Origin of the sequence: Chryseobacterium indologenes, from assembly GCA_016025055.1 — a bacterium.
Lineage (GTDB): Bacteria > Bacteroidota > Bacteroidia > Flavobacteriales > Weeksellaceae > Chryseobacterium > Chryseobacterium indologenes.
This window is the reverse complement of record CP065590.1, coordinates 2088646-2114472: the sequence shown is the minus strand read 5'-3', so window position 1 is coordinate 2114472 and position 25827 is coordinate 2088646. Positions and strand designations below refer to the sequence as shown.

At 39.0% G+C, this 25827-nt stretch carries 17 protein-coding genes, 2 pseudogenes and 1 riboswitch; all 19 genes and pseudogenes read right to left on the bottom strand.

Annotated elements, in window-relative coordinates; all coding sequences use genetic code 11:
* Positions 1-122: 122 nt before the first annotated feature.
* A complete protein-coding gene (locus H3Z85_09500; protein QPQ53530.1) occupies positions 123-2399 on the bottom strand; it encodes a DUF5074 domain-containing protein in 2277 nt (758 codons plus the stop codon).
* Positions 2400-2431: 32 nt separating this feature from the next.
* Positions 2432-3652, bottom strand: a complete 1221-nt coding sequence (locus tag H3Z85_09495; GenBank protein QPQ53870.1) for a cell surface protein — start codon at positions 3650-3652, stop codon at positions 2432-2434.
* A gap of 14 nt (positions 3653-3666) precedes the next feature.
* Positions 3667-4803 (bottom strand): YncE family protein, encoded by a 1137-nt coding sequence (locus H3Z85_09490; GenBank protein QPQ53529.1) that lies wholly within the window; start codon positions 4801-4803, stop codon positions 3667-3669.
* A pseudogene (locus H3Z85_09485) lies at positions 4800-6853 on the bottom strand (TonB-dependent receptor). The gene H3Z85_09490 and the pseudogene H3Z85_09485 overlap by 4 nt, the downstream one beginning before the upstream one ends.
* A 108-nt stretch (positions 6854-6961) precedes the next feature.
* Positions 6962-7147: riboswitch (cobalamin riboswitch) on the bottom strand.
* A gap of 165 nt (positions 7148-7312) precedes the next feature.
* Positions 7313-8332, bottom strand: a complete 1020-nt coding sequence (locus tag H3Z85_09480) for a cytochrome-c peroxidase (GenBank protein QPQ53528.1) — start codon at positions 8330-8332, stop codon at positions 7313-7315.
* 27 nt (positions 8333-8359) lie between these two features.
* Entirely contained in the window at positions 8360-9226 is an 867-nt protein-coding gene (locus H3Z85_09475; GenBank protein QPQ53527.1) for a hypothetical protein, read from the bottom strand.
* Between the two features lie 57 nt (positions 9227-9283).
* Positions 9284-11263, bottom strand: a complete 1980-nt coding sequence (locus tag H3Z85_09470; protein QPQ53526.1) for a TonB-dependent receptor — start codon at positions 11261-11263, stop codon at positions 9284-9286.
* 4 nt (positions 11264-11267) lie between these two features.
* The gene (locus H3Z85_09465; protein ID QPQ53525.1) at positions 11268-12191 is read right to left on the bottom strand and encodes a hypothetical protein; all 924 of its coding nucleotides are present in this window, start codon (positions 12189-12191) and stop codon (positions 11268-11270) included.
* A 241-nt stretch (positions 12192-12432) separates the two neighbouring features.
* Entirely contained in the window at positions 12433-12804 is a 372-nt protein-coding gene (locus H3Z85_09460) for a hypothetical protein (protein QPQ53524.1), read from the bottom strand.
* 5 nt (positions 12805-12809) lie between these two features.
* Positions 12810-13485: pseudogene (locus H3Z85_09455) on the bottom strand (superoxide dismutase).
* Positions 13486-13651: 166 nt separating this feature from the next.
* Entirely contained in the window at positions 13652-14329 is a 678-nt protein-coding gene (locus tag H3Z85_09450; GenBank protein QPQ53523.1) for an SCO family protein, read from the bottom strand.
* The gene (locus H3Z85_09445) at positions 14316-14591 is read right to left on the bottom strand and encodes a YHS domain-containing protein (protein QPQ53522.1); all 276 of its coding nucleotides are present in this window, start codon (positions 14589-14591) and stop codon (positions 14316-14318) included. The genes H3Z85_09450 and H3Z85_09445 overlap by 14 nt, the downstream gene beginning before the upstream one ends.
* Before the next feature lie 150 nt (positions 14592-14741).
* Positions 14742-15104, bottom strand: a complete 363-nt coding sequence (locus tag H3Z85_09440; GenBank protein ID QPQ53521.1) for a hypothetical protein — start codon at positions 15102-15104, stop codon at positions 14742-14744.
* 621 nt (positions 15105-15725) lie between these two features.
* Positions 15726-17708 (bottom strand): cadmium-translocating P-type ATPase, encoded by a 1983-nt coding sequence (gene cadA / locus H3Z85_09435; protein ID QPQ53520.1) that lies wholly within the window; start codon positions 17706-17708, stop codon positions 15726-15728.
* 44 nt (positions 17709-17752) lie between these two features.
* Entirely contained in the window at positions 17753-18172 is a 420-nt protein-coding gene (locus H3Z85_09430) for a transcriptional repressor (GenBank protein QPQ53519.1), read from the bottom strand.
* Between the two features lie 16 nt (positions 18173-18188).
* Complete coding sequence (locus tag H3Z85_09425; protein QPQ53518.1) at positions 18189-19091, bottom strand: cation transporter; 903 nt, start codon at positions 19089-19091, stop codon at positions 18189-18191.
* Positions 19092-19111: 20 nt separating this feature from the next.
* Positions 19112-19993, bottom strand: coding sequence for a hypothetical protein (locus H3Z85_09420; GenBank protein ID QPQ53517.1), 882 nt, complete (start codon positions 19991-19993; stop codon positions 19112-19114).
* A gap of 142 nt (positions 19994-20135) precedes the next feature.
* A complete protein-coding gene (locus tag H3Z85_09415; protein QPQ53516.1) occupies positions 20136-21374 on the bottom strand; it encodes an efflux RND transporter periplasmic adaptor subunit in 1239 nt (412 codons plus the stop codon).
* An 85-nt stretch (positions 21375-21459) separates the two neighbouring features.
* The gene (locus tag H3Z85_09410) at positions 21460-25821 is read right to left on the bottom strand and encodes a CusA/CzcA family heavy metal efflux RND transporter (GenBank protein QPQ53515.1); all 4362 of its coding nucleotides are present in this window, start codon (positions 25819-25821) and stop codon (positions 21460-21462) included.
* Between the last annotated feature and the right edge of the window lie 6 nt (positions 25822-25827).

Genomic DNA, 25827 nt, shown 5'->3' with positions numbered 1-25827 from the left:
AAATTAAGGCGAAAAAATTACATCTATCTTTTGATGATCGGGGTTTGTTATTTTACCAGCTTTGAAAAAAAAACCGGCCCATAAATGGCCGGTTCAATGAAACAAAATAGCTATGCTAAAAATTATTTTTTCATAAGTTTTTGCTGGTATATTGCTTTATCAGTTGTTGCTTTTAAAATATACAATCCTTTCGGCAACATCCTAACGTTTACCTGTCCATTACTGAACTGTGTATTCATCAATTTACCTGATGCATCATATACAGATACGTTACCTATTTTTTCCTGAGTTTTAATATATAAAACATCTGTTACCGGATTGGGATAAATTTCAAATTCAAGTTTCTTTACCTCCGTAGTTGCTAAAGTAGAACCAAGGCTATTGATGGCAAGGGTTCTTTCAACAACTTTACCATTTGAATTGAAACTGATCACTACTTCTGCAAATCCTGTTGCCAGTGGTGTTATTACTAATTCTTCATCAGCATTAATCTCGGCAGAAACTACGGAAGGGTTATTGTTTGACTTTACCGTTTTTACAATAGAAGCCCCGAAACTATCTTCATCAGAAACCATTGTTTTAAGATCAATGCTTGTAACGTTAGCTGCCGTAACCTGTGCCGGGAATGTATTACTAACAGTTGGTGCAGAATTATCCGGAAATACGGCTAACGAAGGGAACCAATAATAATCATTCAATATTTTGGTGTTGATAAGATTTCCGCTGGCATCAAATGTGTGAATCCAGTTCTTTAAAAAGTGAGCACCATATCCGCTTTCTGTCGTATTCAGGATAAGGTTACCTGTTGCAGGATTAACACGAAGTGCTGCTCCGTAAGGAATTTGTTTAAAGTTGCCGGACTGCCCCGGAAGGGTAATAAAATTCTCATTGAATGCTTTAGTTGTAACATCAAATTTCACAATTTGGTTTCCGGCATTAAACCCTGTTCCGGCTTTGATCCAATATAAGGTATTCTCGCTATTACTTGCTGTAAAGCTTCCTGCATTCCAGGCTCCCCATGAATCGGAATATTTCGATGTCGGAATATTATAATACTGCACTATAAGGGTAGCGGGATTAATATTGGCTAACTTTTGGTTCTGGATGGCCCAGATACTTCCATCTTTTGCCTGAACAATGGAACTGAATGCTCCTGCGATAGTGTTCACCACGGTATCAGTATTCGGATCTATTACTAAAATTCCGGCTGTTTGCTTCACGGCAAAAACATAGTGTGAGGTGCGAATCATATTACCGATTTGTCCTGCATACTGGCTTCCCCCGCCTGTTCCGGCAATCATATTTCCGACCTGCATATTATCAATGTCAAATAAATAGATTCCATTAGAGGCACCAATGTACCCTTTATGCTGATTCACTCCAAGAAATGATCTGCCATCTCCTGTTCCAATAGTATTGAATGTCGCAATTTTTTGCATTGTCTGTGCATTGGCAACAACCAATCTGCCTCCCGGTGTATATTGAGAATCTCCTCCATCAGCAGCCTGTTTGGATACGAAATAGAATTTGTCACCATAGATGGTTCCATACTGAGTAGTTGCCCCAAAAGCGTGATTATTGTTTACTTCACTATAAACACGGTAATTAACCGGTCCGTTATTACTAATAAAATTAACAGAACCATTGGTATGCCCATACCATTCTTCATTGACCATGAAGAAACCATTGGTAAAATCTGTAGAGGTTAAATACGGAGAAACCGGTGTCAATGTTGAAGAAATCGGGAATGATCCTGACATGGGGCTATAGTTCCATACATCCCACGAACCGTTTTGTAATATTCTTGAGGTCGCTCCTACTCCTGAAAATCCGAAATCAGCATCTGCAGGGTTTTTAACGTAATACGACCAGAAACCGTTGTACCATCCAGAACCCCAGTGATCATTAGTATCTTGTGCTGTATAGTCATCAAAATCATAAGCCGTTGTGTTTACAATTCCATTCAGCGGATACAAAGGGTAAGTCGTATTTCCGCTTTTAATCAGGGCATTTGAGTTTTGCCCGTCAAGGTCAAATCCAAGTCCTCCTACTGCTGTTCCGAACTGTGTTCCCTGATACAATAAGGTAAAAAATCTACGATCTGCCTTTGCAATAGCCTTCAGCATATCTTCTCCTGTAGCATTGCCGTCCCATCTAAAACCCCATACCAAGGCATCAGGGATTTTGCTATCGTTCCATTGTACAACAAAAGCTGCCTGATTGGAACCTGTTCCTACCCAATATTGGATATCAGAAAAGCTTAAGGTGCTTGTCGTATTGGTCGTGTTGAGCTGAGTATTCCCTGAAAGATCATTTCTGGGTACTCCCTGTACTGTTATCTGGGCATTGGTAAAAAATGCAAACAGAAAAAGTACGGTAAAAAGGTAAAACTTTTTCATTATTTATTAATTTAAAAATATTCTGATTGTTTTTATTTGAGACGCAGGTCGTAGGCGCCAGCCACTTCTGTAGATACTTCACCCAGCCATCCGGCCTCCTGATTGATACCTGTATATACTTTCACAAAATCAATTCCCGGAAGTTTTACGTATTTTCCGTTTTTGTCTACAGCCCAGGAGATATCAATATTAGATGCCTCATCGTTGTTCGGGGCATTATCTGCGTATCCGAATTCGTAGGACTTTCCTACCCAATAAGTTCCGTTTCCACTTTGGTCATAAAAATTATCTTTAAGCCTTGTTCCGGTAAATCCATAGGAAGCATCTGTAAACCATAATGGATAATAGCTTTGTGAATGGAAAACATTTCTGGTTCTGAATCCGGTATTTCCAAGATTATCTGTCCATTTAATATATTCCACATCAGCCTGCCAGTCTTCACTTCCCGCCACGGGGGTTTTGTTTTCATTGGGCTTCATATAGGTAATGCTGTACTCTTTTACAGTGGTATTTTTAAAATACTCACTTCCGGCAATTTCATACCATTCGTTATCATCAGGCTTTCCGTTTTTGTTTTTGTCGTAGGCTACCATGATAATTCCCGGCTCACAGTTTCCTGAGCGGGGATCATTGGCTGCATTTCCAAAAAAGGCATTTCCAAGAATTTTAAAATCTCTTCCTTCAAGGTTAGGAATGGTGTGATCAAAGCCAAACACCACATAGCCTCCGAAACCACCAAGGCTGATCATGGTAGAATTGGAGCCTACAAGAGAAGCATTCGCTTTCTTGATCATATCTGATGCGGTATTGCCCTGATCATATTCCGGGATTTCATTCATGAACTGTCCTACAGCAGGGCGGAAATCAAAGACCTTAGAGATGTATCTGCTTAAGGTTCCTGTCTCTTTGGTCACTTTAATCTTTGAATGATAAACTTTAGCATCTGCGTTGTTTCCAATCTTTAATGTCAAAGGATAGGTAGCAGTACCGGCACTGATGAATTCCAGCTCTGATTTTTCGGAGATGACAGAATCATTAATACTCCAGGTAAGTTTTTCTGAAAGCTGAGTAGGAATAGTCAGTACTCTGAAACGTTCAATTGTATACACGGAATCCAGTCCTTTAAAGGGTTCTACGACAGGATCTGTGGGAGTAATCACCTCATCGTCATCATGTTTACATGAGGCAATCATTCCTGCAAAAAGGAGGGATAGAAATCCGAATGTTACATAATTAATAGTTTTTTTATTCATGTCTGTCAGTTTCATTATTTATATAAAAAAGCGAAATGGGCAGGGATATTTCCGCCTTCTGTTTTCCATTTGAAATGTCCGTTTTTATCAAAACAGTATACAAAGCCCATCGATACGTAGTTTCGGGCATCGGTTATATAGATATCTTCTGTGATTGGGTTTACTGTAATTCCGTAAGGTGTTTTAATAATGTTTTCATACTCCTTATCCATAATTTTGTTGGATATGATCTGCTCAGTTTTTACGTCGATTATTCCAAATGTTTTTTTGTAGGAATGGGTATTGTAATTGAATTCATTCCCATAGAAATAAAGTTTATCATTAACAATAGTCATTTCACTTACTGCCATGTGAAAATTCTTTTTGATTGTCCCTGTGGCAGCATCAATAAGATATAAATTGGAAGGAACATTATAATAGTCTCCTCGTGAACTCACATACAAATCGCCGTAATTGTCTTTTTTAAGGCGATGAAGATTGATCGCAACATCTATCTTTTTTGTTTCTGTAAATGTATTGAGATCGATCACGGAAATGGTTTTATCGTAATTGGGCACCATATATCCACCGGAGTTGGCCACGAAGAGCTTGTTTCCTACGATTTCCATCTCTTCAGGCTGATATCCTACCGTTACTTCACGTTGCACGGCAAGGGAGGCAGTATCAATTTCCACCACTTTCCCTTTTGGAGCCAGGGGATTAATATCAACCGGGCCGGCATAACTGCTTGCGTACGCTTTTCCATCTTTAAAGATTAAATATCTGCAGTTTTGCAGCTGAATAGATTTTATACGTCTGGCGGTTTTAGCATCCAGCACTTCAATTTTGTTGGAAACATTCACTACCACGTATAGTTTACTGCCATAAATTTTAATATCATTCCCTACGTCTCCTAATTCCTTTACGACATTCGGATTGATTTCCGCATAGATATTCCGAAAGTAAGTTCCTTTAGTATAGTCAAAAAAATCCAGGGTACATTTATTGCTTCCCATATTGCCCTCATTCAAAACATAAAACCCTTTGATCGCTGTATTTTCAGGAGGAGCAAGCCCGTCTACAACTTCCATAGGAATCACTATTTCATCGGTACGGCACGAGACAAGCATTATAAATACAAGAAAAAGAAGAAGAGAATTTAGTTTTTTCATAATGTGAAATTTAGAATGAGTTTAAAATTTCTTCCCGGCATCGGATAATTGATCACTACATCATAATACTGGTTGAATATATTATTCATCTCAAAGCTTACTTTAAACTGGTGATCTGCCCAATTAAATTTTTTCTGAACCGATAAATCATGGGTATACCAAGGCTGAACATAATTGTAAGGGATATTGTCCTGATTCACATCATATCTCTTACCTACATAGATTGTACTATAATTAAAACTCCAGCTTTTATAATCTGCCATCATGGTAAAAGATCCGCTGTGCCATGGCGTATAAGGAATCTGATCGCCATAGAAACTATCTCCAGGGGTAAACTGATCTCCGGGATTGGTAATATCCTTTGCCCTCTGATAGGTGTAGGCAAGCAATGGTTTAAGCTTCACCTTCCCCAGAATCATTTCTGCCTGTACGTTGACATCGGCACCAACAATCTCCACGAGTCCCAGGTTCATCATCAACCAACGGAACATACTTCCATTGGGGGCTGCGATAATTTTATCTTCTACTTTGTTGTAATATCCGTCTACTTTCGCATAGAAAGCTTTGAAGAAAGAATGATCATATTTTTTCTGGTACGTAAACCCAATATCATACTGGTTGGTAAATTCCGGCTTAAGGTAAGTATTTCCGATACTGGTATAATACAAATCATTAAATGTGGGAAGTCTGAAAATCCTTTTATAAAATGCTCTGAGGGTAAGCTCCGGAACAGCGGCCGGCTGGTAGCTCATAAAAACAGCAGGTGTCCATTCACTTCTGTCATCAGGTCTTTTATTTCGTTTTACTTCTTCAAAAGTAAATGTACCTAACAGGCTTCCCATAAATTTAAACCTGTTCCACTGAAATGTAGTGGCTAACGCAACCAATGAGGTGTAGCGGGTAGGGAAAGAAAAGTCATTCAGACCTTCAGCATCCAGATTGTTATACTGGAAATCGCCACTCAGGCTGACATCCCAATTGGAGTTGATAGAGTAAAGGTTTGAGGAAGAAACATAGACTTCTCTCTGGATATAAACATTATCCGAAGGTTTAAGGTATTCTGATTTTATGGTATCCAGAAAGCGGGTATAATCATAAGCAAATTTTGCTTTTAACTGTGTTTCAAACTTTGGAAATACCTTTTTTCTTACATGAGCCTGTACAAAATAATTTTCGTCAGATATTCTGGCTCCTCTGGCTCCAAACCTGTTATTAACAATAGAAGCGGGCATTCCGCGATTTGAAATATATCCGTAACCACGTACATTCCAGCTTCCGTTATTTAAAGTTCCGTTGACAGAAGTTTCAAAACGTTTGGCTTTGATATCAGAATCCTGTCTTTTGGCAATAGTATCATTAGCAACCTGTCCATTGGGATATTTCCGGCCATAATGATATTTGTAAATACCGTCACTCTGCATGAATTCACCACTAAAACTGGCAGAAATTCTTCGTGAAATCTTTTGCTCTAAACGAAAGGAAGGATTAAATAAATCTATAGAAGCACTTTTGGCCCTTATCACGAGGTTGGTCTTCCTGTTTCCCGTAAATACGGGAGTCTTCGGTTGCAAATAAATAGATCCCGATGAGCCGAAATCTTTTGCAGGCTGGAAGATTTCACTTTTCTGCCCGTTATATAAAGAAATTTCTTCCAGATCATCCAGAGAATACCTTCCAAGATCCACCAACCCATTCTGGGCATTCCCCAACTGAATCCCATCATAAAAAACACCGACGTGCTGGCTTCCCATACTTCGGATATTAATGGTTTTCAAACCACCCATTCCTCCATAATCTTTGATCTGGACACCTGAGAAATACCGTAAAGCATCAGCTACAGAATGACTGTTAAGTCTTTCCAGTTCTTCTCCCTGTAAGGTTTGTGCCGGAAGAATCTCTTTGTAGTTTTTTTGTAAATATTGACCGCCTTAATGGTTTTTCCTTTAATGCTGTCTTTTTTGCCGGTTTGGGAAAACAGGAATTGTGAAGTTAACACACATACGGTGAAAACAACTTTATGAAGTTGAGATGTATTCAGTTTTGCTACCATTAGCTCATTGGAATAATGATGACGCTAATGGATGTAAGAAAGCAACGACAAAGCACAGCGATCACTGTACAGTATCATTGTTGTCCTAGGCTTTATTCCACGAAAGCGTCAAACGTTTATTATTCTGGCAGGTCTTCTGACTTACTCCATTTTTGAAATCCTTCCCATTAAAAAACAGTGGATATATTCTTCAAAAACTTTGATGCGGAGCTTACAGCAGCGGGTCTGTTCCGGATTTTCACCGGATTCCCTTTTAAGAGCTTATTAAGGCTCACCAAATTCCGGCAAAGATAGAAAATTATTAACCAGATACAATGTTATACAGAACAAAATGATTATCAATGTATAAACAAAAGAAAATCCCACTACATTGTAGCGGGATTTCTGAATGGTCTGTACATTAATTTTTGATCTGGTTGTATCGTTTTCCGGAATCTGTCAATGATGGGCCAGGCGCTGTTATTTCTGTATAAATTCCCGGTCGCTCAATGTTTTCATAAACAAAATAAGATTGTTCTTCTCCTGTTCAGTTAATGGAATTCTATTTCCATTTTGTTTAAAAACAGGATCAAGATTTTCTGTATTTAAAACCCCTTTATCAAAATAATCGAGAACGGCCATTAATGTGGGAAACTGTCCAAAGCTTCCATACGGAGCCGTATATTCTATATTCCGTAAAGAAGGTACTCTGAAACTCATATAATCCGCTGCAATACCTGTAACTCTTGCCCTGCCTGCTTCATTGGTATCAGGATTCACAGGAAAACCGATGTTTCTGAAACTCTGATCAGTAAATAATTCTGTACTGTGACAGCTTGCACATTTTTGTTGAAACGTCTGGTAGCCCTGTGCTTCTTCTGCTGTAAATTTTTCACCTTCATTCCTTTTAACCTTATCGTATTTACTGTTGGCAGAAATCAAGGTGTACTCATATTGGGCAATACTTTTATAAATTCTTTCAGGCGTTATATCGCCATCCCCGAATGTCTTTGTAAATAAATCTTTGTACATCAGATCCTCTTTTATTTTCCCTATGACTTCCAGAATAGAAGAACCCATTTCTTCATGGGTGATGATCGGAATCAGAGGTTGTTTCTCCAATTGCAGTATATTACCGTCCCAATTATAAAACTTCATAAACATCATATTCTGAACTGCAGGAGCATTTCTGAGCCCTAGTCTGTTCTGAATACCGACGGCCTGTGCATTGTGATCTGCAAAGGCATTGGCCTGCATGTGGCAACTGGAACAGGAAATGGTATTGTCTGCACTCAGCCTTTTGTCATGAAATAGTTTTTCTCCCAGTTCCACTCCGTACATGGTAGGCTTATTAGCATTCACTGAACTGTTTAATTCAGGAAAACCAAAAGGAATCTTAAGTGATACTTCAGGATTATTGTAAGAAACAGGTTCATAGTAATCAGTATGACATGATATTACAAGTAAAAGTATCGCTAAAAAACCAAGTCCGTTTTTCATTGTTGTCATAGGTTAAAAAGGAAAAATCTAGTTTTCGACAGTAGTTACGGAAAACATTCCCGAAATGTCACTTGAACCGTTTCCTCCTAAATTATCAACAAATTTCACCATTTGATTGGCAGTGTGGATATTTGGAGTCGCATTACCGTCCATTCCGGTACCAGTGGTTAAGAGAATGGTGTTGGTTTTTCCGGTTAATAATTTATCAAAATCTGCTTTAATAGTGATTTTTGGAGCTTTAGCATCTACAACTGCTACTTTGGGAAGATCCAGAATAACTTCTCTGTAGGCATCTACTCCCTGTGTATAGTTTCCTTGGGTTCCTTTGATTGTACTTCCTGTGTGAATAGACAATTGTTTATGATCTGTCCCGTAAAATCCTTCAATTTTTGTAAAACGATATCCTGCTCCCCATTCCCACATCATTTGAGTATCATTGGAACCGGCCATCGCATAGAACTTGGGAAATTTCACCTGGTCCAGCACATTTATTTCTTTTTTAACCCCAAGACCGAGCTTAATCTTTTTATATTCTCCCGCAGGAATGTTACTCAGCAGGTAACGAAGTGTTTCGGGTTTAGACTGATCTACTACGGTAGCTCCCTGGTCAAGATCATTAATGTGATAGGGAATTTCATCACCATTGGCTTTGATAAGTCGGATATTACTGATGACATATTTCAATTCCGAGAACTGATGCACCTGTCCTTCCGCAGAAATGTTTACGGTAGCTTTACCTGAGGTGGCATCTCCCAGCACAATCGTCTGGCTCTTGAATGTATTATTGAATTCCAGGGTGACATTATTGGCGACAGGATTATCATCGCTGTTCTGACAAGAAGTTAATCCTAAGGTAAAAGCTGATAATAAAAGGTATTTTTTTAAATGTTGCATTGTTGTAAATTTTAATGTTGTTATTTTATAGTAATAGGACCAAATCCTTGTTTTTGCTTAAAAGCTGAATTTTAAAGCCGTGAAAACATTACGTCCCATCCTTGGAATATTTCCCCAATCTGCGTAGGTACTGTAATATTTGTTTAAAAGATTTTCGGCTCCCACCTGGAGAACGGTTTTAAATTGTTTGATTCTGAAAGTATAGTCCACCGAAACATTCCATACGGTAAACGCCGGGGTCTCATCTTCTCCATATTCCGGGCTGTAATTCATCTGGAGAAAATCTCCGTTTACAGACGTCTGAAATCCCAAATTACGGTGCATAAAATGGAGAGAGGTCAGATAGCTCAGCGGGCGGATGAATGGCAGGTTTTTCCCTTTATCATCCTTACCTCTTGCATACGTTAATGTTCCTTTCCAATGTAAATCAGGGGTAATAGTATATGCAGTATTCAGGGACAAATTAACGAGGGTCGCATGATCCAGAGAAGTGTAGGCTTTCACGCCCACCGACTGATAGTTCATCGGACTTCCCAAACTTAAAATCCTTCCGATGATGTAATTCTGAATATAAAAATAGTTCACCTTCGCTTCAATACTCAGTTTATCAGTTTTAAAACCTGCACTGGCATTGCTTTCATAGGAAACTTCATTTTTTAAGTCAGGATTTCCGATATAATCATAACGGTCAAAACTGTTGTAGATATAATATCCATATCCCTCCGAAACTGAAGGAGCTCTATGACCATATCCCGTTCCTACAGAGAAATTAAACTGATCTACATTGAGCTGATATCCAGCATGTAAAGCAGGCAGAATCCTCGTTTTCTGCTGTGGTGCTCCCGGATGAAAAATCCAGTTGAATTCCGCATACTTCGATTGATTATAATTCAGGCCCAGCGATCCGCCAAAATTGAGTCGGCTATTCTCAGAAATATCCCATACATTATTCATGGAAAGCCCTATAAACCGTGTCGTCACCCAGGGCCAGGAGTAAGCAAACATTGTTCTCCTGCTCCGGTCCTGCGGATACATCCTCATTTCGGCAATCGAAACATTATGATACGCATTAAGCTGAAGTTCGGAGGCATATCTTTCCTTCTTTACATTCACCGTAGAAACGAGCCCGTACGTCGTGCTCCAGCCTGGCATATCCATATGAACAAGATTTTCCGGTCGGTTGCTATCGTCCATATAATGTTCTATGGTATTGAAATAGATTTTAGTATCCCACGATTTGATCAGGCTTTCTTTATACAATTGTTTATAAGAAGCTGAGGTAATCATAGCACGGGAAAGCCATAAATCCATGGGCAATGCAGGAAATCCTACATTTTTTGCCATATCAAAAATAGCATCAACGCGTAGGTAAGATAAAGGACCTGTTTTATAGGCAACTCCTAATCCGGTATTGAATTTGGTAAATTGAGAATGTTTTACTTCATCACCATTTCCATTATCATAATTCCCTGCTTTCCGGTAAGAAATGCTTCCATCAATCACAAATCTATTCCCTGAATAGGATACAGATCCCAGATTAAAAGCCTGTTTATTGTTAAACTCAAAACCTGTCTGGTAGGCACCACCCCATTTTTTTTCAAGACCGAAAGGAGTGCTTTTCCTTTTCAGGTCAATACTTCCGGCAATAGTTGCTCCATGCATGCTTCCTTGCTGTCCTGATTTTATATCAATAGAAGAAAGATTGTTGCTCTCCAGATAAGAGGTAACCGGATCCATTTTATCTGTACATGCCCCGAAAATATGCATCCCGTCAATCGTCACTGTAGAACGTTCCGTACTCATATTATTCAGTAAGGGTTCCCAGGCATAGGCTCCCCGTTTGATAAAACTTATCTTATCGGAAGATGCCAGAAATTCATCCACTGAAACAGCCATTTTCATTTTTGTTTCAATTTTCTTTTGATCCCCTTTTACTTTTATTTCATCCAAAAGGGCAATACTGTCTTTGCTTACCGGTCTGTGCTGTGCATTGAGCAACATACCCAAAAAGACAAAAATAAGTCCTGATTGTTTCATGAAATTAGAATAAAGTATCGATAAAAAGTTCACTTTTCGCCCCTTCAACACCGGGCGTAAAATCGGTAGAAACCTTAGTTCCTTTAATGATTTTCCCGTTCTGGTTCAGCATAATGAAGTTTAATGTCCAGTTTCCGGTCATCGTATAATTGACCACTCCATGATACAAACCGTCATTTCCCTGGATCAAATCTTTATTATTCGGTGATGAGTGATTTCCCATTGAAGGCTCCGGCATTCTTGGATCTAGCAGCAATGTGTAGCCACTTACCTCGCTGTATGAAAATTGCGCCGGATCCGGAAAACTTCCTTCTGAAGCGGTAGGTTGATTGTATTTATAAATTCCGACAACCAGTTTGTTTTCTGCGACCTGTGGTTTTTGAGGGGATACAAGCGCAATAAAATATTGTTCTCCGTCATTCCCTGTAAATGAAGTCATATTGAGGTTTTTATTAGGTTGCTCCTGCACGGTCACTTCTTTATCTATCGTATAAGTCTTTTGATTCACGGTAAAACTCATATATAACTTCCAGGTTCTTCCTGCATTGCTTGTACTGGTAAACACAGAGTATCCGGTAAAATATTGACCACCGGCCTGGCTGTTCAGAGAAGACCGATGAGGACATGAGGTCTTGTTTCCGTTGCCATTAGTCATCACAGGTAAAAATGTGATGTCTGATACACTGGCATTCTCCTTGGTCTGGGCATTGCGAATCTTCACACGGATTTCATTATACCCCTGATAGAATGTTCCGTTCAATGCTTCAATGCTTATCGTATAATCTTCTTTGGTAATGGCAGCGGCTTCCTTAAATTCATAATGTTCAGGAACAGCTGTGTTGATTTCATCTTCATAATTTGTTTTGTCGAGAGTACAGGAAACGACCGTCAACAGTAGACCCATTATGAAAAATTGATACATTTTCATTGTTGATTTTTAAATTAAATGGATTTGATTTTTTCACCACAAAAGGCACAAAAGCTGTATAACAGGTAAGTTACTATAAAGCCTGTCAGTAAACGGTTGAGATGCACACGTGTGAATTTTGAAAAATCAGATATTTTCAAAATTTGTGAACATTCTACCCACGACATTTTACTTACTTACAAATTCTAAGTAAACTTTTGAAACTTTTGCAGTTCAATTTCTATAAGTGAATTGTTGAAATTTAAAAAACCGGTGGTTTGAAAATGTGTTTCAGAAACAGAAAAGAATAGTCTGTTTTGTAAATGAAGGTACCTTTGAAAAATAGAATTTTTTCAGTAATGGCCACCTTTGTAATATCAGGAAGAATATAGATATCGAGAATTTTCTGTCCTGAATTTTTTATTTTGTTAAATGGTGTAGATTCTGGATCGCTGTTTGCTTTTGCCAACTCTTTGCCAAGGTAACATTTCCCGTTACAATGCAGCTCCGGTTTGCTCTTATTGACACAGAGACTATTGACAATATAATCATAATTTACAGCATACTCAGCCAGTGGTATCAGAGGTCTGAACACCATATAACAGGTAAAGAGTATGCTGTAAAATAATTTCATAAGGTTTATTTCTTGCTTAAGGCATCGTCATATCTTTTGCTTACTTCTTTCCAGTTCAGCACATTCCAGATCGCCGAAAGATAATCCGCTCTTTTATTCTGGTATTTAAGATAATAGGCATGCTCCCAGACATCAATTCCTAAAATAGGAGTTCCTTTCTCTTCCACGATATCCATCAACGGGTTATCCTGGTTAGGAGTTGATGAAACGAATAGTTTTCCGTTTTTATCCACAGAAAGCCATGCCCATCCTGAACCGAAACGGTCTGCGCCTGCCTTGCTCATTTTTTTCTTTAAAAGCATCAAGACTACCAAAAGTTTCATTAATAGCCTTAGCTAATTTTGCAGAAGGCTGGGTATTTTTTTCAGGAGTTAAGATCGTCCAGAAAAGCTCATGATTGTAGTGTCCGCCGGCATTATTTCTAACCGCAGGACTCAGCTTTGACGTTTCAGAAAGAATCTGAAGCAAAGTTTGTTTCTCCTGGGGAGTTCCTGCGATCGCCTTATTCAAATTGGCAGCATAAGCAGCTCCGTGTTTTGAATAGTGAATCTCCATCGTTTGTGCATCGATAGAACCTTCCAACGCATTATAAGCGTATGGCAAAGGGGTTTGCTTAAATTGGGCAAAGGTAAACTGAGCCGCTAAAACTGCACCTAGAGCAGCTATTTTTAAAATCTTCATAACGTTTTGTTGTATGGTTAAACAATATTATTCTGCGGGTGAGGCATGAAGCTCGAAGACGGAACACATGTACATCTTTTTTATCTCGTTAAATGAAACCAAGTCACTATAATTCCTTTGATGAACGATCAATACCTCCGTCTTCCCTCTTCCTTTGTTCCTACTCTTACTTCAATAATTTTTTAATATCCTCAATCAGAATTTCGCGATCAGGATGATACTTCCCATTCAGTTTGGGAGTTTTTCCTTCCGGATCATCATAATTCAGTCCAGAGTAGTACAATATAGGCATATTATCTTTATTGTATCTGCATCGGATATTCCCTTCCTGATCTACCAGAGCAATCATGCCACTATGATTAAGGCTTTCCCCTTCATCTTCCTGATCTCCGACGTAGATATTAAATTTATCGGCAAGATTTCCGATATACGTTCTGTCTCCTGTCAGAAAGTGCCAGTTGGGAGATGTGGCTCCAATTCTTTTGGCATGTTCTTGTAAAGCTGCAGGAGTATCATTTTCAGGATCAATACTGATAGAGATAATACCAAAATCCGGATTGTTAATCTGATTCTGAACGGCCTTCATATTGGTATTCATAACGGGGCATATCGTAGGGCATTTGCTAAAGAAAAACTCTACCAGATATACTTTCCCCAGCATATCCCTATTGGTTATTTTTTTATTATTCTGATCTGTAAGTTCAAAATCGGGGACTTTCATTACCGTATAGAGGTTTTTCTCAAAATAGCTCATTCCTACTCCAATCCCCAGGAAAAGTAAGGCAATAACCGCAATAGGAATTATGATTTTAGTTTTATTATTATTTGGCTTACTTTTGGGCATAGCTCTCAGGATTTTTTTTGAATTCGTCTTTACAGTAAGAACTACAGAAGCCGTAAGTTTTATTTTTATAGACTGCTGTATCTTTAAGGAAGTTTGCCGTTTTCATATGACAGATCGGATCTTCTTCATTCACCACCTGTACATTCTTCATATTTTCCTTTGAAGAAGCCATATGGGATTTATGCTTTACCTGCGGTGTTTCTTTCGCGCAGGAAAACAGGGATATTGACAGTACAACTGCCAAAATAATAGGTGATTTCATTTTGATATTACAATTGAAATTAATGATACTGTTAGATAAAATATACATCGCGCTTAAACCAAGTTGGCTATTGAGTAAGATCAGAATGTTACCTGTAGGCATATCCGGACCGATCCAAAAGAACTAAAAACTTAGTTTTAATTACATGTTTTAAACTAACGGAGGATGGAATACGCGGGAAAAGTATTCTGTAGTATGAGAGTCAGAATAATTGGAGTCTGTTATTTTTATCCGGGACCCCATTTCGTCTTTATCTGTAAAGGAAAATATGTCGTGAGAAAGAAACACATCTAATCCTGCAATCTTGATATTTTGAGAGCCGGTGGATTGTTTTTCTGTCTTTGCCAGTTCTTTTTCCACATAGCATTTCCCTTTACAGGTAGACTGCGGAATATTCCTGTTCTCACAAAGATTCTTTACAATATAGTCATAGTTGACGGCATAATTTACCAGTGGCAACACGGGGCGTACTGCAACAGTGAAAATAATAAATATGGAAATTAATAACCTCAACGATAGATTCTGTGTTACAAATATACTACTTCAAAATTGTTTTCCGCTTCATTCATGATGAATGTCATTGATGTTTTTTAATGTCCTCTTTTGATAAAGCTGTAATTAAACTGTTACCTATAAAAATAACAAAACTGTATCTGTCACCAAATTGATATTATTGCGACCTTTGAATACAAGACCTTACCGTGATCAAATAAGAACGGCGACTGCTGAAGATACACAGCAAATTGCATTGTTGGAAAGCGTAAGTTTTACAGAAATATGTCCCAATCCTCAGATAGAAGGTGTTTGGTTTCTCTATCAAAAAAATTAGTTTCTTTTATACAATTTAATCTTGTTAATAAAAGCTCTGTTGAACAGCATCAGCAGAGCTTTTTCTTTATCACTTATGTTTTTGGGGACGCACAAAGACAAGTCAAAACAATATTGAGAAAATTAAAAGCCTATGTGGTAAAAATTGATGGTATCACATAGGCACATAGATGCTATTCGTGAATTCGTGGCATAAAAAAGCTCCACTGAACAGTATTCAGCAGAGCTTTTTCAATATAATTTAGTCGTATGTTTATTATTTCCTGCAATTAATCTGCCATCTTTATTTTCTGCCTTTTTGGCTACTTAGAACTTCATTCTCTGAATTCTTACTGCATTTAAAATCGCTAAAAGCGCCACACCAACATCCGCAAACACTGCCTCCCACATGGTGGCAAGACCTCCGGCTCCCAGAACCAACACTACTGCTTTTACGGCAAAAGCTAAAATAATATTCTGCCAAACGATTTTTTTAGTCTGTTTACCGATATTGATGGCCATTGGGATTTTACTTGGTTTATCATCCTGAATCACTACGTCGGCAGTTTCAATGGTAGCATCACTTCCTAAACCGCCCATGGCAATTCCTACATCACTTAAAGCGACTACCGGCGCATCATTCACACCATCTCCAACGAAAGCTACGGTCTGGTTTTTGGTTTTGATTTCTTTTACTTTATTCACTTTATCTTCCGGTAAAAGATCTCCGAACGCATTATCAATACCCAGCTGGTCTGCCACATATTTTACTACAGTGCTCTTGTCACCACTCAGCATGGTAGCCTTTACATTCATCTTATGCAGATTATCCACCGTTATTTTTGCATCTTCTTTGATACTGTCTGCAATGGTAATGTATCCTGCGAATTTTTTATCGTAGGCCACAGCAATGACAGTATATACAATATTGGCATGATTAATATCATAGCTGATATTGAATTTGTCCATTAATTTAAAGTTCCCGACTAAAAGTTCTTTCCCGTTAACGGTAGCTTTCAGTCCATGGCCAGCTATTTCTTCCACATTTTCCAATGGGATGGAATAGTTGATATCTCCTACATAATTATGTATGGCTGTTGCCACAGGGTGGGTACTTTTGCTTTCAAGAACATTCACCAGCTGAAGGATTTCATCTTTATTAAATTCAGGAGCAATGGTTACTTCCTGAACTTTGAAGACCCCTTCTGTCATGGTTCCGGTCTTGTCCATCACGACATTCTGAATTTCTGCAATGGCGTCCAGGAAATTACTTCCTTTAAACAGAATACCATTTCGGCTGGCAGCTCCGATTCCTCCAAAATATCCTAACGGGATGGAAATTACCAATGCACAAGGGCAAGAAATTACCAGGAAGATCAATGCTCTGTATAACCAATCTCTGAATTGATAATCACTGACAAAGAAATACGGTAATAAACAGATTCCGATAGCAAGCATCACAACAATGGGTGTATATACCTTTGCAAATTTTCTGATAAATAATTCTGTAGGAGCTTTTTGGGCTGTTGCGTTCTGAACCAGTTCTAATATTTTACTTAATTTACTGTCTTCATAGGCTGTGGTAATCTTCACAAGGGCAATACTGTTCATATTGATCATCCCTGCGAGTACTGCTTCGCCTTTATTTTTGGTGTCAGGCTTACTTTCACCGGTCAATGCAGCCGTGTTAAATGAGGCTGAATCTGAAAGCAGTTCTCCGTCCAGCGCAAGTTTTTCACCTGGTTTCAGCTGGATGGTATCTCCTATTCCGGCTTCTTTTGCTTTAATCGTTTTAGGCTGGTTGTTTTCGATAATTGTTACCTCATCGGGACGCTGATCAAGCAATGCTTTTATATTTCCTTTTGCTCTGGAAACTGCCATAGTCTGGAAGACTTCTCCTACGGCATAGAAAAGCATTACCGCTACTCCTTCAGGATATTCTCCGATAATAAAAGCGCCAATGGTAGCAATACTCATCAAAAAGAATTCTGAAAAGACATCTCCTTTGATAATACTTTTATAAGCATCTTTCAATACGGGAAGACCTACAGGAATGTAAGCCGCCAAATACCATACTAAACGTACCCAACCTGCAAACCATGAAGGTTTTATATAATTATCAAAAGCAATTCCTATCAACAGAAGCGCAAAGGATATAATCGCCGGGAGAAACATCTGAAAAACAGTCTGATCTCCTGAATCATGAGAGTGATCATGACCGTCATGGTCGTGTCCGTCTCCTTCTGAATGATTATGTTGGTGTCCTTTTGTATCTGGTTTTTCCGGGGTTGTACTACAGCATTTTTCCATAAGTGATATTTTTATACAAATTTAAAGGTGAGACTGATGCAATGCTATTGCAAACTTTCAAGACAATTTTCACAGATTCCTTTGGCAAAGAGCCTTACTTCGTCGATTCTGAAGTTGGTCTGTATGTTTTCGGGAAAAGAAATATCTTCTTTACAAGTGGTTTGCTTACATATTTTACAATAGAAATGCAGATGCCAGTCTTTGTGTGTGTTTTCATCACAATCATCTTCACACAATTTGTATTTTGTGGTGGTATTTTCCTGGATACTGTGAACAATACCTTTTTCTTCGAATGTTTTTAAGGTCCTGTAAATCGTAATTCTGTCCGCATTATCAAAGTGATTTTCTATTTCAGAAAGAGACATGGCTGCATCCTGAGAGCTTAGAAAATCATACACCAGAATCCTCATACTTGTAGGTTTGGTGTTTTTATCAATGAGTTTGCTTTCGATATCTTTTTTCATTGTAACCATTTAATTTTTACAGATGAACTTCATTTTCTTGATATCCTTCCTCTTCAATCTGAAAAGTGGTATGGCTGATCTTGAAATTTTTAGTCGTCTGATCTGTTAATGTTTTTAATAATTGATTCTGGGCATAAGCTTCATCCTTTACAATGTGAGCACTCATAGCATTCACGCTTGAAGTAAGAGACCATACATGCAGATCGTGAACATCTTTTACCCCGGGAGTTTTCTCCAGGGAATTGTGAAGTTCCTGAATATTGACATCTTTCGGTGTTCCTTCGAGTAAAACATGCACGGCTTCCATCAGCAATTTCCATGTTCTGGGGAAAATCAATAATCCGATCGCTGCTGAAATCAAAGGATCGGCATAATACCAACCTGTAGTCAGCATAATGACTCCTGCGATCATTACTCCAACAGAAGTCAGCATATCAGAAAGAACTTCGAAATAAGCCCCTTTCATATTCAGGCTGGCTTCGGAATCTTTTCTCAGAATCATTAAACCAACAATATTGACTATTAATCCGATTCCTGCCACAATCAGCATCGATGTACTTTGTACTTCCGGCGGATCCTGAAAACGTTTGTAGGCTTCCACTAAAACATATACTGAGATTCCCAACAAGACAACGGCATTGATCACTGCTGCCAATATTTCAGTCCGGTAATATCCGTATGTCTTTGAGGGATCTGCTTTTCTTTCCCCGATTTTTATAGCAATAAATGCTAAAAGCAGTCCTACCACATCCGTCAACATGTGCGCGGCATCTGCTAATAAAGCAAGACTATTGGTAACAATTCCTCCGATTACCTCAGCAATGAGGTAAGTACCGCTTAAGGCAAGTACAATCAGCAGGTTTTTTTTGTGTTTGCTGGCTGCAGAGACTGTCTGTATTTGTGTTTTTACTTTTTCCATAATATGAGTATGGTTTTTAATTACATTTCATAATACAATGTATTTTCTTTTTTTAGAGGAACATTTTGCTCACCTGTCATTTGTCTGATATTGATTTCAATGGTTTGCGCCAAAGAAGTCATCGGGGTATCCACGGGGGTATTTTCAAATGGATCCTGCATTATGATCGATGTTTTTTCAATAGCAATGAATACAATCGGAATCAGGAAAGTAATTCCTATTTCTATTGCGAGCTGTGAATCATCCAGTCCGAAAGGAAGGATTGCGGCAAAAACATAGATCAAAATATGAACTAAGACACTGTAAGATCTTGGGAAAACAGTATTTTTCAGTCTCTCACATTTTCCCATACTGTCGCAGAGCCTGGTGATCATATCGTTCAGCTGCATTTGTTGAAAATCTGTTAAGCCCTTTGATACCGCAACCTCTTTCAATTGTTTGGAATGCGCATCCAACAGAGCGTTAGGAATATTGAGAGCACTGATAGTATTCTTTTTAAGATATTCCTGTACCTTTTCTGAAAAAGGCTGTTTTCTTAAGGATTCTCCCAGAGCATAAGTCCAGATAATCTGTCTTTCCGCAAAGTCTTTAATAGTTTTATCTTCTCCTGCCGGCATAAACTGTATGACCAATCTTACCAAAGAGCGGGAATCATTGACAATTGCTCCCCAGACTGTTCTGGCTTCCCACCATCTCTCATATGACTGCGAAGTCCTGAACGCGAGAAGAAGTGACACGGCCGTTCCCAGCAGTGCCGGAATATTTAATGGAAGAGAAATTTTCCTGAACCATGGAAGCATATCTAAAAGCCCTATGGCTACTGCAAATATCCCGATGAACAAAATCTGAGATTGTATTCCGCGAAGGAAATACCCGATTGATATTCTTTTGTTTAATAGCATAGTAGAATCGTTTATTAAATACTGTAAGATAATCTTTACTTCCTACCAGCCCGTTTTATACTTCAATCAACTATTTGGTAAACAGTTCTAATTTAAGGATAAAATCTGATATTGAGCTGATTCAGATCACATTCATTACGACTTATTCATGTTCACCTGAATTGACAAGTTTGGCATTGACAAAAAAGGCACCTTTCACCACAATTTTTGCATCAGCAGGAATCTCACCGATAGGTGTAATAGCTGTATATCCCATATCTGAAGTTCCTTTCACCACTTCTATTTTTTCAAAATTGGTCGTTTTAGGATGAGGTTTTCCTTTTTCCTCATGTTCTTCTTCCGGTTTTTTATCGGTTTGAACAAAAACATAATATTTGCTGTCTGCTTCTACAATGGCAGAAGTAGGAACGGCCGGCGTTGTTGTTTTATCGAGGCTTACGATACCTGTGATATTCATTCCGTCTATCAATCCTGCTTTATTGCCGATCACTTCACAGTGCATCGAAATGGTTTTGCTTTCATTTTCAAATGAGGATCCTATACTGTAAATCCTTGCATCATATTCCGTTTCTGGATTATTTGTCAGATTAAAATGAACAATTTGCCCCACTCTCATCTTTGGAAGGTCTTTTTCAAAAACCTGAAGATCCAGGTGAATGGAACCATTGTCAATCACTGTAGCTACAGGGGACGAGATATCCACATAACTTCCGATCTGTGCCGTGATTCCGCTCACGGTTCCGCTGATTGGAGAAGTAATCACCAGTCCGGACCTCATATTTCCGTTATTCACACTACCCGGGCTTATCCCCATCATCTGAAGTTGTTTTAAAAGGGAAGCTCTTTTGGTTCTCAGAGTTCGCAATTCGGCGTCGGCGCTTTGTAGATTTTTCTTCGCACCCGCATCATTGTCAAAAAGTTCTCTTTGTCTTCTGAACTCCTGCTCTGCATAGGTTATTCTGCTGTTGGTAGTCAGATAATCTTCCTGAAGCTGAATGTATTCAGGATTGGCAATGGTGGCGATTACCTGTCCTTTTTTTACAATACTTCCTACCTGTATATTTAGGGTTTTTATAATTCCTCCGTACAGAGAAGTAATGGTTGCTTTATTATTGTTAGGAACACTTAATAAACCGTTTGCTTTGATGGTGGATGTCAGTTCTTTCATTTCCACAGGTCCCAAAGCTACTCCTACTGATTTCATTTGTTCTTCTGTTAACGCAGCGATGGTTGCCGGAGCTTCTTCTTTTGCAGCTTGCTTCTGTTCGGTCTTTTCCGGAGTTTTTTCAGCGGCCTTTTCTGTTGAGGCCTCCTTTTTTCCACAGCTTACAATAAAGAGCGAAACAAGAGCAAGGGATATGATATTATATTTGAGTTTCATATGCAAATATTTATTTTTATAAGGTCGTATGATGCCGCTGCTTTCATCGGGTGATACGAAGATGTTTTGAGCAGCGTTTTCATAATTATTTATTAATGATTGAATTAATAGTTACTACAGCCAGATTGACTTGCTGGATCGATTCCAGGTATTTTAACTGAATATTGGTTGCCGTCTGCAAAGCAAAAAGATATTCTACGTACGATATTTCTCCCGTTTTATATCCCAGCTGAGCTGCTTTCACAATTTTATCAGCATTAGGGATAGCCTGATTGGTATAATAATCATACTGCTGGATGTCCTGCTGATACTGGCTGAATGCATTTTCCAACTGAGTGGTAAGCTGCTTCTTCTGCATGGCTGCATTTGTTTCAGCTACCTGTTTTTCGTATTCCAGCGATTGGATTCTCGCCTTGGTCGCTCCGAACGTCAACGGAATAGAAACTCCCACTGTAGCAGCACTGAACCGATTTCCGGATCCATAATATCTTTCCTGCCCGTTGACAGTCTGAAAACCGATCAATGACTGGTTTGTATATCCCAAACTGAAATCAGGTAATCCCATAGATTTCTCCACCTTTTTATTCTTCTCGGCAATTTCCATATCCTGGTAAAAAGCCTTTACTAACGGGTTGTTAGCAACAACGGCACTATCAAGGACATTTTCTGCTTTCAGAGGCTCATAATTCTGATTAAAAGGAACTTCAAAATCTTCTGAAGTATTTAAAACTGTTTTTAAATTTTTATAGGCATTATTTAAATACACTTCATTCTGTCTTAATAACAGATCAATCTCTCCTTTTTGTGTTTCTGCCGTGTTTATCTCAATTTTTTTAATATCACCTGCTTTAAATCTCACCGTTGCAATTCTGATAAAGTCTTCATACACTTTGTCCAGACTTGACAGCTGCGCTTTATTATACTGAAGATATTCAATTTGATAATAGTAAGTCCTGACCTGTCTGATCAATTCATTGGCTGTTATTTCCTTATCAATCTGTCTGCTTTTAATATTCTCATTGATCAGTTCCTTTTTTGCTTTAAATAATGTCGGAAAAGGAATGCTTTGAGAGATCGCAAAAGACTGATCGAAATTACGACTGTTGTATTGTCCCAACTGCGTTTCAAAACTTAATTTGGGAAGTTCTTTGGCAGTAGGCCGTAATGCTTCAGCTGATTTTATACTTAGATCTTTTGATTTTAAAGTTAAGTTATTATCTACTGCCATCTGTACAGCCTGCTCTACGGACATTGGCTTAGACTGAGCTTTAAAAGTCTGCCCCAGCATCATCAGTCCTAAAACAAGAACAATGGTAAAAGTTCCTGTGTTATTGCTTTTTCTTTTCAAAATCTTTGTGTTAAAAATAATATACAGCATCGGTAAAACAAATAGTGTAAGGAATGTTGCGGATACCAGACCACCGATTACCACTGTTGCCAAAGGTTTTTGAACCTCGGCCCCTGCTCCGGTGGAGATAGCCATTGGCAAAAATCCTAATGAAGCTACTGTAGCGGTCATCAAAACCGGTCTTAACCTGCTTTTTGTTCCTTCATATACCCTTTTCAGAAGGTCTTTTTCGCCTTCTTTTTCAAGCTGGTTAAATGTTCCTATCAATACAATCCCGTTCAGTACGGCAACTCCAAAGAGGGCAATAAATCCGATTCCGGCACTGATACTGAATGGCATATCTCTCAGCAGAAGAGCAAACACTCCTCCGATAGCACTCATCGGAATCGCTGTAAAGATCAAACCGGCCTGCTTAAATGAGCGGAATGTAAAATACAGCAACATAAAAATCAGAAGCAATGATACGGGAACGGCAATCATCAAACGCTTGCTTGCTTCCTGTAAGTTTTCAAACTGTCCGCCATAGGTAAAATAATACCCTGAAGGTAATTTGACCTCTTTGTCCAGTTTTGCCTGAATATCTTTTACCACGCTTTCCACGTCACGTCCTTTTACGTTAAACCCGATTACAATTCTACGTTTCCCCAATTCACGGCTGATCTGTGCAGGGCCCAGTTTATAGCTGACATTGGCTACCTGTGATAATGGGATCTGGGCTCCTGTAGCAGTGGTAATCATTAAATTATTAACATCGGAAATATCTGACCTGTGAAGGCTGTCCAGACGAACCACTAAATCAAAACGTCTTTCATTTTCAAAAACCTGTCCGGCCGCTTTTCCGGCGAATGCTGTACTTACGGCATTGTTAACATCTTCGATATTTAATCCGTAATTGGCAATTCTTGTTCTGTCGTATTGTACGTTGATTTGAGGTAACCCACTCACCCTTTCAATCTGAGGCGCAGTGGCACCATCTACCGACTGAATCACTTTTCCTACTTTATCAGCATATACTGCCAGTGAATCCAGGTTTTCACCAAAAATCTTCACGGCTACATCCTGTCTGATCCCTGTCATCAATTCATTGAATCGCATCTGGATCGGCTGGTTTTTTTCAAAAAATACTCCCGGAATTGTTTCTAACTTTTCGCTGATCTCATCGGCGAGTTCGTTGTATGATTTTTTGCTTTTCCATTCACTTTGCGGTTTTAATACCACAATCATATCAGTAGCCTCTGGTGGCATCGGGTCGGTAGGCACTTCAGCTGAACCTGTTTTACCTACCACCATTTTCACCTCATCAAACTGCTTGATGATCCTTGAAGCCTGCATCGAGGTTTCTATACTCTGACTCAGTGAGCTACCCTGCGGCAAAATACAGTGAAATGCAAAATCACCTTCCTGCAGCTGCGGAATAAATTCTCCCCCCATCCCTTTAAAGATGAAAGCAGCTACAATAAAAATCGCAACGGTTGCGGAAACAATAATATATTTTATTCTGATCGCTTTTTGTAATAATGGCTGGTATACTTTCTGAATTGCGTTCATCATTTTATCGGAAAGAGTCTCCTTGTGCGAAATCTTTTTAGATAAAAACAGGGCGCTCATCATCGGAATGTAGGTGATTGACAAAATAGTTGCTCCAATGATGGCAAAACCTACCGTCTTAGCCATCGGCGTGAACATTTTTCCCTCTACACCCGCTAAAGTAAGGATCGGAACATACACAATAAGAATGATAATCTGGCCGAATATAGCACTATTCATCATTTTTGAGGCTGCGGTTCCTACTTCCTGATCCATTTGAACCTGGGTCAGCACTCCTTTATTTTTATTGTGTAACAAATGCAGAGTGGCCTCAACAATAATAACGGCTCCATCTACAATAAGGCCAAAGTCTATGGCTCCTAAGCTCATCAGGTTGGCACTTACCCCAAAAACATTCATCATTCCCAACGCAAATAAGAGCGAAAGCGGAATGGCGGAGGCTACGATAAGTCCTGCTCTCAGATTCCCAAGAAAGACCACAAGAACGAAAATCACGATCAAAGCTCCTTCCATCAGGTTTTTTTCAACAGTACTGATGGCTCTGCTTACCAAATCTGTTCTGTCCAGGAATGGCTCTATCACCACGTCATCCGGAAGAGATTTCTGAATGGTAGGGATCTTAGCTTTTACATTTTCTACGACCTCATTACTGTTGGCTCCTTTCAGCATCATCACGACTCCTCCTACCGCATCTACCTTTCCGTTATATGTTAATGCTCCATAACGAACAGCGCTTCCAAGACGCACATCTGCAACATCTTTTACAAAAATAGGAACACTCCCTGTTTCGTTTTTTACGGCTATATTTTTTATATCTTCCAGAGAGGATACCAGTCCGATACCACGGATAAAGTAAGCATTGGGCTTTTTATCAATATAGGCCCCTCCGGTATTCTGATTATTTTTTTCAAGTGCTGTAAACAAGTCGCTAATACTGATTCCCATCGCTTTCAATCGGTTGGGATCAATAGCTACTTCATATTGTTTTAACTCGCCTCCGAAACTGTTGATCTCAGCTACGCCCGGTGTTCCGTTGAGCTGTCTTCTGACAATCCAGTCCTGCATGGTACGGAGTTCTTTGGCATTGTATTTTTTCTCACTTCCTTTTTTAGGGTGAAGGATGTACTGGTATACTTCGCCCAAACCTGTACTTACAGGAGCAAGTTCAGGAGTTCCAACGCCTTTGGGAATTTCTTCCACTGCATTTTTTAATTGTTCGCTGATCAGCTGTCTTGCAAAGTAAACATCAACCTCTTCTTTGAATACTACGGTAATTACGGAAAGTCCAAACCTGGAGATACTTCTTGTTTCCTGAATGCCGGGAACATTGGCGATACTTTGCTCTATCGGAAAAGTTACCAACTGCTCTACTTCCTGTCCTGCCAATGTAGGGCATACGGTAATGATCTGAACCTGATTATTGGTGATATCCGGTACAGCATCTATAGGAAGTTTGGTAGCGCTCCAGACTCCCCAGATGATCCAGATTAAGGTCATGAGACCTATGATCACCTTATTTTTAATACTAAATTTTATTATTTTATCTAACACGATCTA

Coding starts and splice junctions, on each gene's coding strand:
- H3Z85_09445 (QPQ53522.1), bottom strand. CDS start 14,591: ATGAAATCACCTATTATTTTGGCAGTTGTACTGTCAATATCCCTGTTT.
- H3Z85_09460 (QPQ53524.1), bottom strand. CDS start 12,804: ATGAAATTATTTTACAGCATACTCTTTACCTGTTATATGGTGTTCAGA.
- H3Z85_09490 (QPQ53529.1), bottom strand. CDS start 4,803: ATGAAAAAACTAAATTCTCTTCTTCTTTTTCTTGTATTTATAATGCTT.
- H3Z85_09425 (QPQ53518.1), bottom strand. CDS start 19,091: ATGGAAAAAGTAAAAACACAAATACAGACAGTCTCTGCAGCCAGCAAA.
- cadA (QPQ53520.1), bottom strand. CDS start 17,708: ATGGAAAAATGCTGTAGTACAACCCCGGAAAAACCAGATACAAAAGGA.
- H3Z85_09500 (QPQ53530.1), bottom strand. CDS start 2,399: ATGAAAAAGTTTTACCTTTTTACCGTACTTTTTCTGTTTGCATTTTTT.
- H3Z85_09430 (QPQ53519.1), bottom strand. CDS start 18,172: ATGAAAAAAGATATCGAAAGCAAACTCATTGATAAAAACACCAAACCT.
- H3Z85_09475 (QPQ53527.1), bottom strand. CDS start 9,226: ATGCAACATTTAAAAAAATACCTTTTATTATCAGCTTTTACCTTAGGA.
- H3Z85_09465 (QPQ53525.1), bottom strand. CDS start 12,191: ATGAAAATGTATCAATTTTTCATAATGGGTCTACTGTTGACGGTCGTT.
- H3Z85_09450 (QPQ53523.1), bottom strand. CDS start 14,329: ATGCCCAAAAGTAAGCCAAATAATAATAAAACTAAAATCATAATTCCT.
- H3Z85_09480 (QPQ53528.1), bottom strand. CDS start 8,332: ATGAAAAACGGACTTGGTTTTTTAGCGATACTTTTACTTGTAATATCA.
- H3Z85_09415 (QPQ53516.1), bottom strand. CDS start 21,374: ATGAAACTCAAATATAATATCATATCCCTTGCTCTTGTTTCGCTCTTT.
- H3Z85_09495 (QPQ53870.1), bottom strand. CDS start 3,652: ATGAATAAAAAAACTATTAATTATGTAACATTCGGATTTCTATCCCTC.
- H3Z85_09420 (QPQ53517.1), bottom strand. CDS start 19,993: ATGCTATTAAACAAAAGAATATCAATCGGGTATTTCCTTCGCGGAATA.
- H3Z85_09470 (QPQ53526.1), bottom strand. CDS start 11,263: ATGAAACAATCAGGACTTATTTTTGTCTTTTTGGGTATGTTGCTCAAT.